A 13488-nucleotide genomic window follows, 5' to 3' on the forward strand; every position below is an offset into this window, starting at 1 on the left:
ACAGATCTCCAAAACATGATAGACTCTATAGAATAGAAGGTTGAACAAAGGGGTGTGGCTTCATGCAGCGAGTTTTCTTTACCTCAGATCATCATTTTGGTCATCGCGGGATCATTGATTTCGAATCCAGACCTTTTCAGGGTGTAGAGGACATGGATCCTTATATGATTGAACGGTGGAATGCGGTGGTTGGTCAAGAGGATAAAGTCTTTCACCTAGGGGACTTCTCCTTCTGGAATCGCGAGCAGACTAAGCATATTGTCAGTCAGTTGAATGGATATAAACATCTGATTCTTGGGAATCATGATCGCGGCCGTTCGCGCGAGTGGTGGCTTGATGTGGGTTTTCATGAAGTAAGTGAGCATCCGATCATTTATCAGCAATTTTTCTTTCTGACGCATGAGCCGATGTATATGAACAAACATATGCCCTTCGTGAATGTGCACGGCCATATTCATAGTCAGAAGTACGAAGGAAAGAGCTACTTTAATGTAAGTGTTGAGCACTGGGACTATAAGCCGGTCTCGTTCGAACAGATTCGGGATGCGGTTGTCGTGAGTGAAGAACAATAAATCTGCAATGATTACGCTTAATGAAGTTAATGGAGGATTTGGAAAATGACAGAACAGCAGCATACCGGGCATGCAGAGCCAGGCGATAAAGTGAAAATTACCGGTAATAGCAACGACCATCCGTTCGAAATCGGCCAAGAGGTGTTGGTTACAAGCTGGTATGACTTTGAGCCTGCTGATGGGGAGTTCGGTGTTGAAGTGTCCGAGCATAAGGAAACAGAGCATTGGTTCATCAGGCATGCGGACTACACCATCGTAGAGCGTGGCAGTCATTTGATAATGGAAGATGATACATGTGGTTAATCGTGAGAAGGAGAGGTCATTCGACCTCTCCTTCTGTTTCGGTAATAACCGCGCTATAAGGTTTGTTATCATACGTGTGGTCGATATTTTGAATGAGTTGTTCGGTCTTCATCAGTGTCCTGTCCGCGAGGCCGAGATCATATAAGACACTCGGATTGGTGACGTGGTCTAAATCATCATGTTTCATCTCGTTGCTCCTTCGATTATCGAATGATTAATTTATCTTTCCCGAACCGTAGAACCCTTATGACAATAGGCCAAAATATTCCTTCGTAAACGCAATCCACGCCCGAGATGCCCGCGATAAATATCCTTCCCGCCGCCAAGCCATAGATAGCTGCCAAGGCATGATCGGATTGATTAAGGCGACGGCCCGAACCTTCTCCGGGGCGAGCAAGCGACAGATTGTATCCGGCAGCATGGCGATTCCGATATCTGCACCCACCATTTCCCCGATAAAATCCCAATGTGAGCTCTCGCTTACAATTTGCGGCTCGAATCCGACGGCACGGCATTCATGGATGATGCGTTCATGTAATGCGAACTGCTGGCTGAATAGGATGAATCGATCTTGGGACAGCTCATGCAGTTCAATGTGTTTACGGCTCGCCATCGGGTGTGACGGATGCATGATGACCTTCAAGCGATCCTCGACGATAGGGAATGAATCGAACATCGCTTGATCGATCGGCCACAGCACAGCTCCAACGTCGATATCGCCTTCCACAATTCGTTCTTCAATTCGTTTGGCGCCGTCCTCCACCATATGGATTGTGATCCCAGGGTAAGCGGCCTGGAACTGCTTGATGACCATTGGAAAATAACTCGAACCTGCCATTGGCGGAATCCCAATCCGGATATTTCCTTTGTTCAGATAGGTCAGATCATTGATTTCAGCCGTCAGCTGGTCGAATAACTGCAGAATAGGTTCAGCGTATTGCATGATAGTCTCGCCGGCATCCGTTAATTTGATTTGTTTGCCATCCCGTACGAAGATTTCCGTATTTAATTCTTGCTCAAGATTGATGATGGTTTTGCTGATCGTCGGCTGGGTAATATGTAGCGAGTCGGCGGCCTTGGTGAAGCTGTTGTAGCGGGCAATTTCTGTAATGTATTGTAAGTGCCGTATATCCATGGGAATGCTCCTCTCTTCATAGCTAAATGGAATGAAAATCATAATATAAATTCATTTTACCTATGAAAATGAAATCTGTATACTGGATTTAGAGAGAGGGGATGGATTCATCCATGAAGACACTACTTAGAACCGTCATCCAAGTTCTATTTTTCATTATTGTTGCCAAACTATCGGATGCATTTGCAGCATGGATTCATTCGCCTATACCCGGAACGATTATTGGCATCGCCGTATTATTTATCTTATTGAAATTCAACATCATACGTCTTAACTGGATTGAACAAGGCTCGAACTGGCTGCTCGCAGAAATGCTCTTATTCTTTATCCCTGCGGCTGTCGGCATAATTAAATACAAAAGCTTGATGGTTGAGAGCGGGCTGCGCATGTCCATCACGATTCTCCTGAGTACGTTGGCCGTCATGATTTGTACGGGATTGATCAGTCAGCGGATCGCAGCCAAGAAGGAAGGAAATACGCCATGTTAGAAGCGATTTTTTGGTTGTTCATAACCGTAGCGATCTATTTTGCCTCGAAAAGATTATATAAAGCCTTTCCGAAAGTATACTTAACGCCTGTCTTGGTTGTACCGATTATTGTCATTTTATTGATTCAATGCAGTGGGGTGTCCTTCCAATCGTATAATTCGGGAGCGGGTTGGTTGTCCGAGATGGTGAAGCCGGCAACGATCGCGCTTGCGGTTATGCTCTACAAGCATGTTGATGTACTGAAAAAGAACGCTAAGGCCATCATGGTTAGCGTAGGCGCCGGTGCGATTATTGCGATCATTACATCGGCAGGGATTGCAAATATGTTAGGACTTGCCAAGGAAATTACAGACTCGGTTGCACCGCGTTCTACAACCACGCCGATTGCGGTTTCCGTATCGGACATGATCGGTGGCATTCCAACCGTGACTGCGGTATCCACGCTGATTACGGGACTGCTAGGGATGATTCTTGGTCCGATGATTGTCAAATACTTCAGAATTCATAGCTCAGTCGCAAGAGGAGCTTTGTTCGGAACAAGCGCACATGCCTGCGGCATCAGCAAAGCGCTCGAATACGACCCTGTGGCAGGTTCTGTTGCCGGCATCTCGATGATGGTCACCGCCTTTATTACGCTAGGTGTAGCCCCTTATATTATGATGTGGCTCTAAGCGCATTTGCGGCAAGAATCGTTATTTTCATACGTACAAAAAAACGCCCATCCGGATGCTGCGGAAGTAGGCGTTTTTTAGTTTGCGAGCTACTTTTTCTTCTTGCTCGCCTTAATGATGTCATGTTGTGGTTGAGCATGGAATTCTTGCTGTTGTCCTTGGAATTGCCCTCGGTGTCCGCCGCCCCCCATGTGTCCGCCACCCATATGGCCACCTCCCATATGACCGTCATGGAACCCATTATGGAAGCCATTGTGGAAGCCATTGTGGAAGCCATCATGGAACCCGTCGTGGAAGCCGCCGATGAAAACGGGGAAGAAGAACGGTGTGTAGCTTGGATAATACGGGTAAGGGTATGGATAAGGCGTTGGATAGTATGGATTTTGGTAATAAGGATATGGATATGGGGAGTACCCGTCATAGTTAGAATCTTGATACATCGAAGGAACATAGGTCATTTGGATTCATCCTCCTGGTTGTTGAGTATAGAATAGCGTATGCTATACTCCGCAATCGGGACACTCGCCCGGTCAATTATGGGCGAATGACCTAAGGTCGGATCGTCACGTGTGTACCTATAGAAACCATTGATGCCAGCTGAAGAACATCCTCATTATACATGCGTATACATCCATGCGAGACTTCATGGCCGATGGAAGATGGATCATTTGTGCCATGAATGCCGTAATGCGGCTTCGATAATCCCATCCAGAAGGCTCCGAATGGACCACCGGGATTAGGCACTTTATTGATAATTTCAAATTCTCCGCTTGGTGTCTGAGTGACCATCTTCCCGATGCCAACAGGGAATCCGCGAACGGCACGATCTCCGTCTAATACATACAGCATCCGATCTGAAAGATCGATGATAATACGGTATTGCGGCATTTGCGCGTACCCTCCTTACAATATGTTAAGCCACTTATAACAAGGTATGTCGTATGGAGGGAAGGGGATCATCTCTAAAAAACAAATTCGACCTGTGTACTTGCCCATACCAACGTGTCATCGCCAACATACAATGTCCCGTACCAAATAAATCTTCTTCAGAGAGGGGGAGGAGCATGGGAGCAGAAGATAGAGGCGTTGGCGGTTTGTTCACGAGTACAGGTACGATTTTGGTGCTTTTCATCCTTTTGGTAATCGTAAGTTGTGCATGTCTGTTTTAAGCGTCAATTTACGGAATAACCTCTCCTACAACAAAAGGTAGCCGACATCGGCTACCTTTTTGCTATCATGTTGCCCCTAACATCTGGGCGATTCCTTATTCATTTCGAGATGCGTGTTGGATGCCGATCATCGATTTGACGATGAATTGACATTCCGCTTTGCGGAACACCGTACCACCCTGAATCGTAACCTCATGCTCTGTATGGTGAATGATCCGATTCTCATGGCAGATGAGTCGATCCTTATGCCAAATGGACACAGGAGATTGAAAATAGATTGCATTATCAAATTGAACAGGCTCATGCATGACAAATCGAACATTTCCTGACCGATAGGCAGGATCTCGTGCCAGCTCAGAACGAACTTCCACGGGTTCCATTAGCTCGATTTTCGCGATTTGTTCGACCGGTATTCGAATGCCTTCGGGTGCGAGGGTGATCATCTCTTCCTGTTCATCCCATTCACTAAGGGTCCCTTGCGCAGTCAGCTGCATCCGTTGACCATAATAGACGATGACTTGTTTCCCTACTAACTTTTCCATAGCCCTAGCTCCCTTATGACCGAATCTTCGAGATATCCTCTTTAATAGTAGCAAAAATATCAAGATAATCAAGATTCCAATCGATCGGTGTTAGCCCTTGCTGCTGCAGAAATTCATTCGTGCGAGAGAATGGACGGCTGCCGAAAAATCCTTTGCGCGCCGCAAGAGGACTTGGATGTGCCGAGGTTATGACACAGTGACGCGCCGTATCGATCGAAGCGGCCTTCTGGATCGCATGGTTGCCCCACAGAATAAAGACAAGCGGCTTGTCACGCTGTTGGAGCGCTTGCAGGACGGCATCGGTGAATCGTTCCCAGCCTTGTCCTTGATGCGAAGCCGGCAGACCCTCACGAACTGTAAGCACGGTATTTAACAGCAAAACGCCTTGCGCCGCCCAATCCGTTAACGTGCCGTGATCAGGGATGGAGCAAGACAGATCTGATTGTAACTCTTTATAGATATTTCGAAGCGACGGGGGGACCCGTACCCCAGGGCGAACCGAGAAGCTAAGTCCATGCGCCTGCTCGGGTCCGTGATAGGGATCCTGCCCCAGAATGACGACTTTGGTATCTGCAAAGGTCGTTAAGCGGAACGCTTCGAATAGATCATCTTTTGGCGGGTAAATCGTCTCCTGCCGGTATTCTTCATCCAGCCACTTACTCAGCTCTTGCATGTAAGGCTGCTCTAATTCTTCACGCAGCTGCTGGTTCCAATCGTGAGGTAGAACAAAAGACATGGTGGAACTCCTTTCAAAAAAACGGTAACGCATGAGGGAGTGAGTCGGACTAATTCGCACAAATCATTCATAAAATTGTCATAAGTAGTGATTCTAGGTCAAGAAGGAGGGTGCGAATGAACGAAGTTGGCGAATTTATCGGGTGGTTTTTATGTTTCTCGATCCTGGTGATCGGAGTTATCTGGTTGGTCGCAATCTTCGTAAGTAGAGATAGCTTGAAGCATGATGAACAATTTGTCTGGTTAAGACGACTTACAGAGATCGATAAGTAAGCGCTTCGAAAAGGATCTACTCTTCTTCCCACTTTCTCGAATAGGCTTTACGCGTTACCCACAAGGTGACCCAAGTGATCAGGGCAATAATAACAATCGTTCCAATAATTGCGGCTGTCATGGCGATGACCTCCCTTCGCATTCAATCATTCGAGCTTCATACCCCCCAACTATACATCAAAATCATTCTTTTGTATAATCAGGATTGTTACAAATTTAAGGAAGTTCGAAATCCAGGGTTGAGGTGAAGACATGGCAGCGCAAATTATTCAAGTGAAAACAGAAGAAGAACTACGAAAGTGTCTCTCTATCCGACTCGAGGTCTTCGTTCAGGAGCAGAAGGTACCGGAAGATTTGGAAATTGATGAATACGATACACTCGCTGGCCAAGCTTATCATGTATTACTCGAGCATGAAGGACAAGCTGTGGCGACAGGTCGATTAACGATCTATCAAGAACATATGGCCAAAATGCAGCGCATTGCGGTGAAAAAGGACTATCGCGGTTATGGCTACGGTCGTGTACTGCTGCTAGCGCTAGAGCAGATTGCGAAGGATTTGGGTCTCAGTGACGCAATATTAGATGCGCAGTGCCAAGCTGAAAAGTTCTATGCGAAGCTGAGTTATGAAGTTATTTCGAAGGAACCATTCTATGACGCAGGAATTCTGCATGTTCGTATGAAAAAATCGCTATAAGGTTACACTATCCTCGAATACATGACATATATGCGAGGAGCGGATGTAACGATGGAACGTGAGACAATTGTAGCTGTTCAGAAAAATGGTGACGGTGATATTCATCAATTCAAGACTTCATCCGGACGCGTCTTGCAATACCAAGAAGCATTGCAAGCCGTTAAGAATGGTGAGATTGCCGGTGTGAACGCCTTTAAAGGGCGCGACGGTGAAATGTATATTCGAGGCGATGCCGATGGCGATCCTTCGAATAACCTAGACAATTTGCCGACCTTTTAACCGAAGTACAATTCAATAAGATGCGACCAGCGATCTGTGAGGGACATTCCCTTGCAGATCGTTTTCTTTTTGAGCCAGGCCGGGGCGAACATGGAATACCCCCTTTTCATATGATGGAGGAATGAAGAACTTTGTATGAAAAGAGTTGATTCCGTTGGCTAAGGGGAAATCCGTCAAGAAGAAGAAAAAAACATCCGAGCGTGCTCAGTACACGATGCGCATCGTGACCTCGGACCGTTGTGAAGTCTGCAAACAGCAGTGTGCGCGAGGAATCCGGTATATGGAACACATGCGTAAAGCAGGCTCCGTAGGCAAAGGTGTACCTTGTATTCTGACAAGAACGTTGATATCCAAGTAAAGCGAACGGGAAATGATTGGCGGCGTCTCTTCATTTCCCGATTCAGATTTAGCAGGGCCAAGATAACTGATACTTATCTTTCAAAATCGACAATAAATTATTCTTTTGTAGACCGCAACTCTGCCCTCTAATTGGAGTATAAACAATCAACTGTCACAATATTGGAGGTCTATAATTGATGAAGGCTAGAAGAGTAATGGTTGTAGCACTTGCACTATCGCTGATGGGCGGTTCGGTTATTTTTGCGGATTCGATAACACAGAAGATCAAGATGGTGTTTAACGGAGAAGAAGTAAGCGATGGTGCTGTCATGATAGATGGTAAGACGTATCTCTCGGTGAGCCAAGCAGGCGATGCGCTGAAGGCGATCGTCGAGTGGGACGATAATGCGAAGAAGGTGACGGTGAATAAACCGAATGTTCACATGCTTACGTTCTCGGGAAAAGATATATTCGGGGTCGTGAAACGCGGTGAATTCAAGTTCAATGTGCTATGTTCGGTTGATAATTTGAAGATAGCGGCTGATGCGGTCAAAGTCTCGATCATTGATCCTGCTGGCAAATCAAAAGACATTCAAGAATTGGATTTGAAGGAACGGAAGGAATATTTCATGTTCCAGACGCAAGAACTTACATACGATTTTAAGGCAGCAGGAAAGTATACGGTAGCATTTTTTGTCAAGCCTTCGGGTGGGGACTACACACGCGTTGCGGAGAAAGAAATTACGGCGATTTAATCGCGTTTCGCTTGAGGATTTGATCGTGAATTCGATGTTTGACCCTTGTCCAGGAACATGTTACGATACGAGGTGTACATAATAACTGAAAAGAGGGTTACAGATGAGCGATCATAATCACGATCACGACAACTGCGGATGCGGTCACGACCACAGTCATGACCACGACCATGAAGAGTTTGTACTAACATTAACGGATGAGAACGGTAAAGAAGTGGAAATGGTCCTCGTTGAAACTTTTAACTGTGACGATAGTGTATATGCATTGTTACTTGAGCGCAGCAATCCGGAAGCGGATGGCGTTATTCTTCGTATGGAAGAAGAGGACGAGGAGATGGTCCTTTACAACATCGAAGATGAAGAAGAGTGGAATCGCGTACAGCAAGCGTATGAAGAGCTTGTTGCAGCACACGAAGGTTAATCGTAAGACACAACAAAACCCGTCAGGCGGATGCTTGGCGGGTTTCTTCATGCCATTATTTACGTGGATTGAAATAAAACGTTCTGCCATTGAACATGCGGAGCTCGGCTTTGTTCGCTCGCGCGATATACTTGCAGAGCTCATTGCCCTTGGCTTTGTCGCCATGCGTGGCTTCTTCCGGGAGAACGACCTGGATATAATGACGTTCTTGGTCATCTTCGACGCGAGATCCTACCCCGAATAGGATATATTTGTAGCGAGGAAGCGCGCCTTTCAAATAAAACCATTGCTGTTCTTCCCCTGGCCGCGTCTCAATCGTATACGGAAAGGCAGCTTCTGCATAATCCCAATCAAGCTGCTTGCCCGTTAATGCGGTCTGTTCCTTGTAGTGAAGGAGTGATTGCTTCACGTCCTCGAGGGACATCTCCGTCACGGTAGATCCTTCAACGAATGTTATGTAAGCGCTTTGACTCATCGTTATACCACCTCAAGTCCTTAGTGTCGCCCGGGTGATCCGGTTCCATCTTATCCCAATTAGCACAACAACATCATAGCATTTCGAGGTTCTTCTTGACAATCATTTCTACATTCAGGCAAAAAGGGGATTGCATGGCAAGCCAGACTCGTGATAGAATTACTTAAATATTCTGAATATTCTGTTATGTAACTTTCGGTTCACACGAGAGGAGGAATCTAGGATGTTCGAACATCTCTACGATGAAGCAGAGCAAACCAACGTTAATTTCATTGGATGTATTTCAGAAAATGCAAGGTATGATTTCTCAATCATTTATACGAATCACTTTTTCGGGAAGCCGCTTGTCGTCTGCATGCAGACCGGCAGATCCGCAGTAATCGGTTCAGACGATCTCAACCATGTCGATTATATTCAGAAGATGTTCCATATTACGGACCGTAAGGTCGGTGAGGATCTGGCTGTGTTGCTGAAATCTCGGATTCCTGCAGTTGGCGTAACTGACCAATATTGAGCGTTTACAATGAGACCGGGGGCATTTTACGTGTGACGTAGAATGATTCCGGTTTTTTCTGTTTTTAAGCGGATGAGTGAGCCGAAGACGATAAAGTAGCACAGACTTGTACACACTGATAGAAGTGGAGGTGAAGGAATGATGAACATACCGGAACAGGGAGCAGGACGACTGTTCATCGCCGTTGGTCTCGGCGAAGCGGCGAGCATGGAGCTGGAACGTTGGCAGGCCGAAGCAGAGCAGATATTGTCGTTCGCGAAATGGGTTCATCCTGAAGATTATCATATTACCGTTCAATTTCTCGGCGATACCCGTCAAGAGGTATTCGATCAGCTAGTTCCCGCGCTCAAAGAAGCGGTGCGCCAGATTGAACCATTCACGCTGGAGTTGAGCGGCACGGGTACCTTCGGAACGGCAAGTGCGCCTCGTGTCTTGTGGGCGGGAGTTCGCGGAGATATTCCAGCGCTCGAGAACGTCGTAGAGGCTGTGCTTGATGTCACCAAGCCGCTCGGATTTATGCCGGAGGATCGTCCGTATCGCCCTCATATTACGATGGCGCGCAAGTATAGGGGGCATGAAGAGTTCAACATAGACAGTACACATGTCCTCCAGCCGATGGAAGAAATCGCCTGGAGTGTAGATCATTTGGTGATTTACAAGACGCACCTAGATAAGAAGCCGATGTATGAGAAGCGGGCGCTGATCCCATTCGCTTGATTGTATAGCCGTGAATGCGTACAACTAGGCCATAACCTACAGGGTTATGGCCTTTTTCATTTGTCGGCGCAGCCCATTGACATGCCGCCTGAGGAGCGTAGTACAATAGTACCTACAATTTTAGATACGAAGTTTCAACATAACACAGGTTATTGTAAGCGTTTCCAAATATAATATCGGGTTACATGATGGAATGTATGGAGAGGAGAATATGTCTATGGCATGGATGCATCGTGTTCGCAGTTTCATGGATTACCCCAAGCGCAGTCTGCGAATGAAATTATTTTTATTTTTTGTGATGGTGGCGACGATTCCGCTGCTTATTCTGGGGTATTTGTCATTTTCCAAATCTTCCGAAGTAGTGGAGTCGCAGATGGTGCAGTATGGTCAATCGACGATCACACAGCTGGAGGCACAAGTCGATTCCTATTCCCGGCAGATGCAGGCCACGACAAGGTTTATCTATTCGTACCTGCTGGATCCGATTAGCAATGTATTGGATGGGAAGGAACCGACGTCTTATAGCGATTTTCTGGCGCAGGCGAACTTCAATCGGCTCTTGGACTCCCACAAAACGTTAGATACAACAGGGATCTACGTGATTACACCCTCCGGTTATTATTACGGTTCTCCGCAGATCGACGTTGATCAGATGCATGATCAGAAATGGTGGCAGGAGATTCCGGAGGACTACAAAGGCGCCTATTGGACGGGGATCCATGGAACAAGCCCTTATCTCGCCCAAAATTTGAATCTTCCTAAGCAGGTCATTGGACTCGTCTTCCCGATGCTAGGGCAATACGGATCGCTGATGAACAGCAAGATTGTCGTTGAGATGGATGCATCGAAGCTGATGACTTCTTTCGACCTGATTGAACACAATTTGCACTCCTACCTAACCATTACCGACCGAAGCGGACGCGTGATCTATCAGACGAACGCCAACCGAGAGGAACATGCAGATGATTTGGTCTGGAAGAAGGAGCTGGAATCGAATCACTGGACGATCGAGGTAAGAACACCCTTCGAGCCGGTCTTTCAAGAGACATTGACGATACGGTATTTCACGATTGCGTTGATTGGATTTGCGCTGCTGTTGTCGTTGCTCGTATCTTATTTCTTCTCGGCGCGGATCACGCGGCGAATCATCTCTCTGAAGAACAATATGCAGCTCGTAGGTATCGGCAAATTCCACTCGCGGATCGAGCCGGAGACGGAAGATGAATTAGGCCGGCTAGGCGGCAGCTTCAATAAGATGGTGGAGCAGATCGAAGACCTCATTGAAGAAGTGAAGCTGAAGGAGCAGTTGAAGAAAGAGGCTGAACTAAGGGCCTACCACTACCAGATTAACCCGCATTTGCTTCTGAATACGTTAAATATGATTCAATGGCAAGCAAAAATGAAGGGCGACGAGGACATTAGGGGCATGATCTATCATTTAACCAAAGTATTAGAAGGGAATCTCGTCATAACGGAGGAGCTCATATCCATCGAACGGGAAATGTACACGGTTGACCATTATTTGAAAATACAAGAGGCTCGCTATGGACTTGCCTTCCACTTTCAGTTCGATTGCGATAAGGCGCTGTTCAATTGCCTGATCCCGCGCATGACGCTGCAGCCGCTGCTAGAGAATACGTTTTTTCATGGGTTCGAAGATGGACAGGGAAATATATCGCTTCAAATGATGCAAGAGGGGGAGAATCTTGTCCTCGTGCTGAAGGATGATGGGCAAGGGATTGCGGAGGACCGATTGAAGACGCTGCTCACGGAGAACCAACCTCGTGCGCTGGGTAGCGGAGGACTTGGGTGCTTCAATGTGGATCAGAAGTTCAAACTGCACTTCGGACGCAATTTTGGGATGGAAATCACCTCTGAAGAGAACAAAGGGACGACAATTACGATAAGGTGGCCGCGAATCACAGCGATTTCGGTTGCGACGACCGAACAAATTGGCAGGTTATAGCTAACAAAATTCCGTGTTAAAGCGCTTACAGTCCTTATATAATGAGGACAAATAAACGACAACGTCGAAGGGGGAACGAGCTTTGAGACCAAAAAAAAGAGTATTTTCGACGCTCCTCAGTATGGTTCTATTGGCTAGTATCGCGCTAACAGGCTGTTCAGGCGGTTCCGGAGTGAAGAAAGAAGAAGCGGCCTCCGGCGGAGATCCAGGAGAGAAGACGAAAATTGTCGTATGGATTTGGGAAGATGCCAAAAACGTCATTGACCTGAATATGCCAGCGTTCAAAGAGAAGTATCCGAATATCGATGTGGATCTGCATGTTCTCGCGCAAGCGGATGTGTACCAGAACTTCCTGATCGCAGCAAGCTCTTCAGACAAGGTGCCGGATATCGTCAACCTGGAGTCGCATCGATTGTCTCAAATGATCGAGACGGGCGGATTGCTTGATATCAGCGATAAGGTCGCGCCTTACAAAGAGAAGATGAATGCCTATAAGTGGGCTGATGCGATGAAGGACGGCAAAGCTTATGCGATGCCTTGGGACAGTGGTCCGGTCGTGATGTTCTATCGCAATGATTTGTTCAAGCAGGCAGGTCTTCCGTATGAACCGAAGGATGTAGCAGAACAGCTGAAGACGTGGGAGGACTACAAACGGTTCGCGAAGCAGCTCAAGGAGAAGACGGGCGTCGCGATCATGGCGGACTCCAAGACCAAGACCGATGGTACGATCTTCCAGCAGATGTTGTGGCAGCATGATATGTGGTTCTTCGGCAAAGACGGATCGGTTCAAGTCGATAACCCTGAATTCATTAAGATCGGTCAATATTTCGTCGACATGATGAACGCGGGTTATGCGAACGAAGTTCAGCCTTGGAGCGATGCGTGGTACAGCTCCTTCCAACAGAACAAACAAGCGACAATCGTCGGTGCATCCTGGTATGACGGCTTGCTGCCAAGCTTGATTGATCCGAACGGGGCGGGCAAATGGTCCGTAGCGCCAATGCCGAAATGGTCCGAAGACGACAAATATAGCAGCGCCATCGATGGCGGATCGAATCTGGCGATCAACAAAAATTCGAAGCATCCGGAAGAAGCATGGAAGTTCATCGAATTTATGCTCGGCAACGATGCATCGCAGCTCAAGATGATGGAAGGCGGCTTGTTCCCGTCCCTGGAGACGACGTACCAAGATCCTGTGTTCCAAGAGAAAGTGCCATATTTCAATGACCAGCCTGTACGCACGCTTTATGTGGACGCGGTGAAGAATGCAACACCGATCACCTATACGAAAGATTATCCGCTCGCGAACGAACTGATTCGCAACGCGTTCGCTGAAATTTTCCTCGACAAGAAATCCGTTGAGGAAGTGTTCAAGAAGACAGCAGATCAACTGAGACAGAAGACTGGGCGTAAATAAAGACCAGCGCAAGCAACTTCA

Annotated in this window: 22 protein-coding genes; 15 read left to right on the forward strand and 7 right to left on the reverse strand. The window is 47.0% G+C overall.

What is annotated here, in order from left to right; genetic code table 11:
• The first annotated feature begins 62 nt into the window (after positions 1–62).
• Together GCU39_RS03515 and GCU39_RS03520 are read left to right on the forward strand one after the other, a co-directional pair.
• Positions 63–572, forward strand: a complete 510-nt coding sequence (locus GCU39_RS03515) for a phosphoesterase (RefSeq protein ID WP_152392236.1) — start codon at positions 63–65, stop codon at positions 570–572.
• A 45-nt stretch (positions 573–617) separates the two neighbouring features.
• Positions 618–875 (forward strand): hypothetical protein, encoded by a 258-nt coding sequence (locus tag GCU39_RS03520; RefSeq protein ID WP_152392237.1) that lies wholly within the window; start codon positions 618–620, stop codon positions 873–875.
• A gap of 16 nt (positions 876–891) precedes the next feature.
• Here GCU39_RS03520 and GCU39_RS31340 read toward each other — a convergent pair whose 3' ends face one another.
• Together GCU39_RS31340 and GCU39_RS03525 are read right to left on the reverse strand one after the other, a co-directional pair.
• Positions 892–1062, reverse strand: coding sequence for a hypothetical protein (locus GCU39_RS31340; protein WP_193726754.1), 171 nt, complete (start codon positions 1060–1062; stop codon positions 892–894).
• A 57-nt stretch (positions 1063–1119) separates the two neighbouring features.
• Positions 1120–2010 carry a LysR family transcriptional regulator gene (locus GCU39_RS03525; protein WP_152392238.1) on the reverse strand — a complete coding sequence of 297 codons (891 nt, stop codon included), beginning with the start codon at positions 2008–2010 and terminating at the stop codon, positions 1120–1122.
• A gap of 113 nt (positions 2011–2123) precedes the next feature.
• Between GCU39_RS03525 and GCU39_RS03530 the strand changes: the two genes are divergently transcribed.
• Both GCU39_RS03530 and GCU39_RS03535 read left to right on the forward strand, forming a co-directional pair.
• Positions 2124–2498: a CidA/LrgA family protein gene (locus GCU39_RS03530; RefSeq protein ID WP_152392239.1), complete on the forward strand. Its 375-nt coding sequence runs from the start codon at positions 2124–2126 to the stop codon at positions 2496–2498.
• Positions 2492–3169: an LrgB family protein gene (locus GCU39_RS03535; RefSeq protein WP_152392240.1), complete on the forward strand. Its 678-nt coding sequence runs from the start codon at positions 2492–2494 to the stop codon at positions 3167–3169. The genes GCU39_RS03530 and GCU39_RS03535 overlap by 7 nt, the downstream gene beginning before the upstream one ends.
• Positions 3170–3258: 89 nt before the next feature.
• Here the strand turns inward: GCU39_RS03535 and GCU39_RS03540 are convergent, their stop codons facing one another.
• Positions 3259–3627 carry a hypothetical protein gene (locus tag GCU39_RS03540; protein ID WP_152392241.1) on the reverse strand — a complete coding sequence of 123 codons (369 nt, stop codon included), beginning with the start codon at positions 3625–3627 and terminating at the stop codon, positions 3259–3261.
• Positions 3628–3718: 91 nt separating this feature from the next.
• Positions 3719–4057: a L,D-transpeptidase gene (locus tag GCU39_RS03545; RefSeq protein ID WP_152392242.1), complete on the reverse strand. Its 339-nt coding sequence runs from the start codon at positions 4055–4057 to the stop codon at positions 3719–3721.
• A gap of 176 nt (positions 4058–4233) precedes the next feature.
• Here GCU39_RS03545 and GCU39_RS31725 point away from each other — a divergent pair, with 176 nt between their 5' ends.
• Positions 4234–4338: a YjcZ family sporulation protein gene (locus tag GCU39_RS31725; protein ID WP_227793431.1), complete on the forward strand. Its 105-nt coding sequence runs from the start codon at positions 4234–4236 to the stop codon at positions 4336–4338.
• Positions 4339–4433: 95 nt separating this feature from the next.
• On the opposite strand, the gene GCU39_RS03550 is transcribed toward GCU39_RS31725, so the two are convergent.
• Together GCU39_RS03550 and GCU39_RS03555 are read right to left on the reverse strand one after the other, a co-directional pair.
• The gene (locus tag GCU39_RS03550) at positions 4434–4880 is read right to left on the reverse strand and encodes a hypothetical protein (RefSeq protein WP_152392243.1); all 447 of its coding nucleotides are present in this window, start codon (positions 4878–4880) and stop codon (positions 4434–4436) included.
• Between the two features lie 13 nt (positions 4881–4893).
• The gene (locus GCU39_RS03555) at positions 4894–5616 is read right to left on the reverse strand and encodes a uracil-DNA glycosylase (protein WP_152392244.1); all 723 of its coding nucleotides are present in this window, start codon (positions 5614–5616) and stop codon (positions 4894–4896) included.
• Between the two features lie 116 nt (positions 5617–5732).
• Here GCU39_RS03555 and GCU39_RS31345 point away from each other — a divergent pair, with 116 nt between their 5' ends.
• The 6 genes from GCU39_RS31345 (at position 5733) to GCU39_RS03580 (ending at position 8378) form a co-directional block, all read left to right on the forward strand.
• Entirely contained in the window at positions 5733–5888 is a 156-nt protein-coding gene (locus GCU39_RS31345) for a hypothetical protein (protein ID WP_193726755.1), read from the forward strand.
• 252 nt (positions 5889–6140) lie between these two features.
• Positions 6141–6584, forward strand: coding sequence for a GNAT family N-acetyltransferase (locus GCU39_RS03560; protein ID WP_152392245.1), 444 nt, complete (start codon positions 6141–6143; stop codon positions 6582–6584).
• Between the two features lie 51 nt (positions 6585–6635).
• Positions 6636–6863: a DUF3892 domain-containing protein gene (locus tag GCU39_RS03565; RefSeq protein ID WP_152397071.1), complete on the forward strand. Its 228-nt coding sequence runs from the start codon at positions 6636–6638 to the stop codon at positions 6861–6863.
• Between the two features lie 154 nt (positions 6864–7017).
• The gene (locus GCU39_RS03570) at positions 7018–7221 is read left to right on the forward strand and encodes a hypothetical protein (RefSeq protein WP_152392246.1); all 204 of its coding nucleotides are present in this window, start codon (positions 7018–7020) and stop codon (positions 7219–7221) included.
• Positions 7222–7399: 178 nt separating this feature from the next.
• Entirely contained in the window at positions 7400–7957 is a 558-nt protein-coding gene (locus GCU39_RS03575; protein WP_152392247.1) for a stalk domain-containing protein, read from the forward strand.
• Between the two features lie 103 nt (positions 7958–8060).
• Positions 8061–8378, forward strand: a complete 318-nt coding sequence (locus tag GCU39_RS03580) for a DUF1292 domain-containing protein (RefSeq protein WP_152392248.1) — start codon at positions 8061–8063, stop codon at positions 8376–8378.
• A 55-nt stretch (positions 8379–8433) separates the two neighbouring features.
• Here GCU39_RS03580 and GCU39_RS03585 read toward each other — a convergent pair whose 3' ends face one another.
• Positions 8434–8853 carry a DUF1885 family protein gene (locus GCU39_RS03585; protein ID WP_152392249.1) on the reverse strand — a complete coding sequence of 140 codons (420 nt, stop codon included), beginning with the start codon at positions 8851–8853 and terminating at the stop codon, positions 8434–8436.
• 223 nt (positions 8854–9076) lie between these two features.
• On the opposite strand from GCU39_RS03585, the gene GCU39_RS03590 reads away from it, so the two are divergent.
• The 4 genes from GCU39_RS03590 to GCU39_RS03605 all read left to right on the forward strand — a co-directional run bounded on the left by GCU39_RS03590 (position 9077) and on the right by GCU39_RS03605 (position 13467).
• A complete protein-coding gene (locus GCU39_RS03590) occupies positions 9077–9367 on the forward strand; it encodes a DUF3055 domain-containing protein (RefSeq protein WP_152392250.1) in 291 nt (96 codons plus the stop codon).
• Between the two features lie 138 nt (positions 9368–9505).
• Positions 9506–10084 (forward strand): RNA 2',3'-cyclic phosphodiesterase, encoded by a 579-nt coding sequence (thpR, locus tag GCU39_RS03595; protein ID WP_152392251.1) that lies wholly within the window; start codon positions 9506–9508, stop codon positions 10082–10084.
• 217 nt (positions 10085–10301) lie between these two features.
• A complete protein-coding gene (locus tag GCU39_RS03600; RefSeq protein ID WP_193726756.1) occupies positions 10302–12050 on the forward strand; it encodes a sensor histidine kinase in 1749 nt (582 codons plus the stop codon).
• 82 nt (positions 12051–12132) lie between these two features.
• Positions 12133–13467, forward strand: coding sequence for an ABC transporter substrate-binding protein (locus tag GCU39_RS03605; RefSeq protein ID WP_152392253.1), 1335 nt, complete (start codon positions 12133–12135; stop codon positions 13465–13467).
• Positions 13468–13488: the final 21 nt, after the last annotated feature.

It is taken from the genome of Paenibacillus guangzhouensis, assembly GCF_009363075.1.
Classification (GTDB): domain Bacteria; phylum Bacillota; class Bacilli; order Paenibacillales; family Paenibacillaceae; genus Paenibacillus_K; species Paenibacillus_K guangzhouensis.

Bases quoted from the DNA above. Each gene is read 5' to 3' on its own strand.
- GCU39_RS03515 (WP_152392236.1), top strand. From the start codon at position 63: ATGCAGCGAGTTTTCTTTACCTCAGATCATCATTTTGGTCATCGCGGG.
- GCU39_RS03520 (WP_152392237.1), top strand. From the start codon at position 618: ATGACAGAACAGCAGCATACCGGGCATGCAGAGCCAGGCGATAAAGTG.
- GCU39_RS31340 (WP_193726754.1), bottom strand. From the start codon at position 1,062: ATGAAACATGATGATTTAGACCACGTCACCAATCCGAGTGTCTTATAT.
- GCU39_RS03525 (WP_152392238.1), bottom strand. From the start codon at position 2,010: ATGGATATACGGCACTTACAATACATTACAGAAATTGCCCGCTACAAC.
- GCU39_RS03530 (WP_152392239.1), top strand. From the start codon at position 2,124: ATGAAGACACTACTTAGAACCGTCATCCAAGTTCTATTTTTCATTATT.
- GCU39_RS03535 (WP_152392240.1), top strand. From the start codon at position 2,492: ATGTTAGAAGCGATTTTTTGGTTGTTCATAACCGTAGCGATCTATTTT.
- GCU39_RS03540 (WP_152392241.1), bottom strand. From the start codon at position 3,627: ATGACCTATGTTCCTTCGATGTATCAAGATTCTAACTATGACGGGTAC.
- GCU39_RS03545 (WP_152392242.1), bottom strand. From the start codon at position 4,057: ATGCCGCAATACCGTATTATCATCGATCTTTCAGATCGGATGCTGTAT.
- GCU39_RS31725 (WP_227793431.1), top strand. From the start codon at position 4,234: ATGGGAGCAGAAGATAGAGGCGTTGGCGGTTTGTTCACGAGTACAGGT.
- GCU39_RS03550 (WP_152392243.1), bottom strand. From the start codon at position 4,880: ATGGAAAAGTTAGTAGGGAAACAAGTCATCGTCTATTATGGTCAACGG.
- GCU39_RS03555 (WP_152392244.1), bottom strand. From the start codon at position 5,616: ATGTCTTTTGTTCTACCTCACGATTGGAACCAGCAGCTGCGTGAAGAA.
- GCU39_RS31345 (WP_193726755.1), top strand. From the start codon at position 5,733: ATGAACGAAGTTGGCGAATTTATCGGGTGGTTTTTATGTTTCTCGATC.
- GCU39_RS03560 (WP_152392245.1), top strand. From the start codon at position 6,141: ATGGCAGCGCAAATTATTCAAGTGAAAACAGAAGAAGAACTACGAAAG.
- GCU39_RS03565 (WP_152397071.1), top strand. From the start codon at position 6,636: ATGGAACGTGAGACAATTGTAGCTGTTCAGAAAAATGGTGACGGTGAT.
- GCU39_RS03575 (WP_152392247.1), top strand. From the start codon at position 7,400: ATGAAGGCTAGAAGAGTAATGGTTGTAGCACTTGCACTATCGCTGATG.
- GCU39_RS03580 (WP_152392248.1), top strand. From the start codon at position 8,061: ATGAGCGATCATAATCACGATCACGACAACTGCGGATGCGGTCACGAC.
- GCU39_RS03585 (WP_152392249.1), bottom strand. From the start codon at position 8,853: ATGAGTCAAAGCGCTTACATAACATTCGTTGAAGGATCTACCGTGACG.
- GCU39_RS03590 (WP_152392250.1), top strand. From the start codon at position 9,077: ATGTTCGAACATCTCTACGATGAAGCAGAGCAAACCAACGTTAATTTC.
- thpR (WP_152392251.1), top strand. From the start codon at position 9,506: ATGATGAACATACCGGAACAGGGAGCAGGACGACTGTTCATCGCCGTT.
- GCU39_RS03600 (WP_193726756.1), top strand. From the start codon at position 10,302: ATGGCATGGATGCATCGTGTTCGCAGTTTCATGGATTACCCCAAGCGC.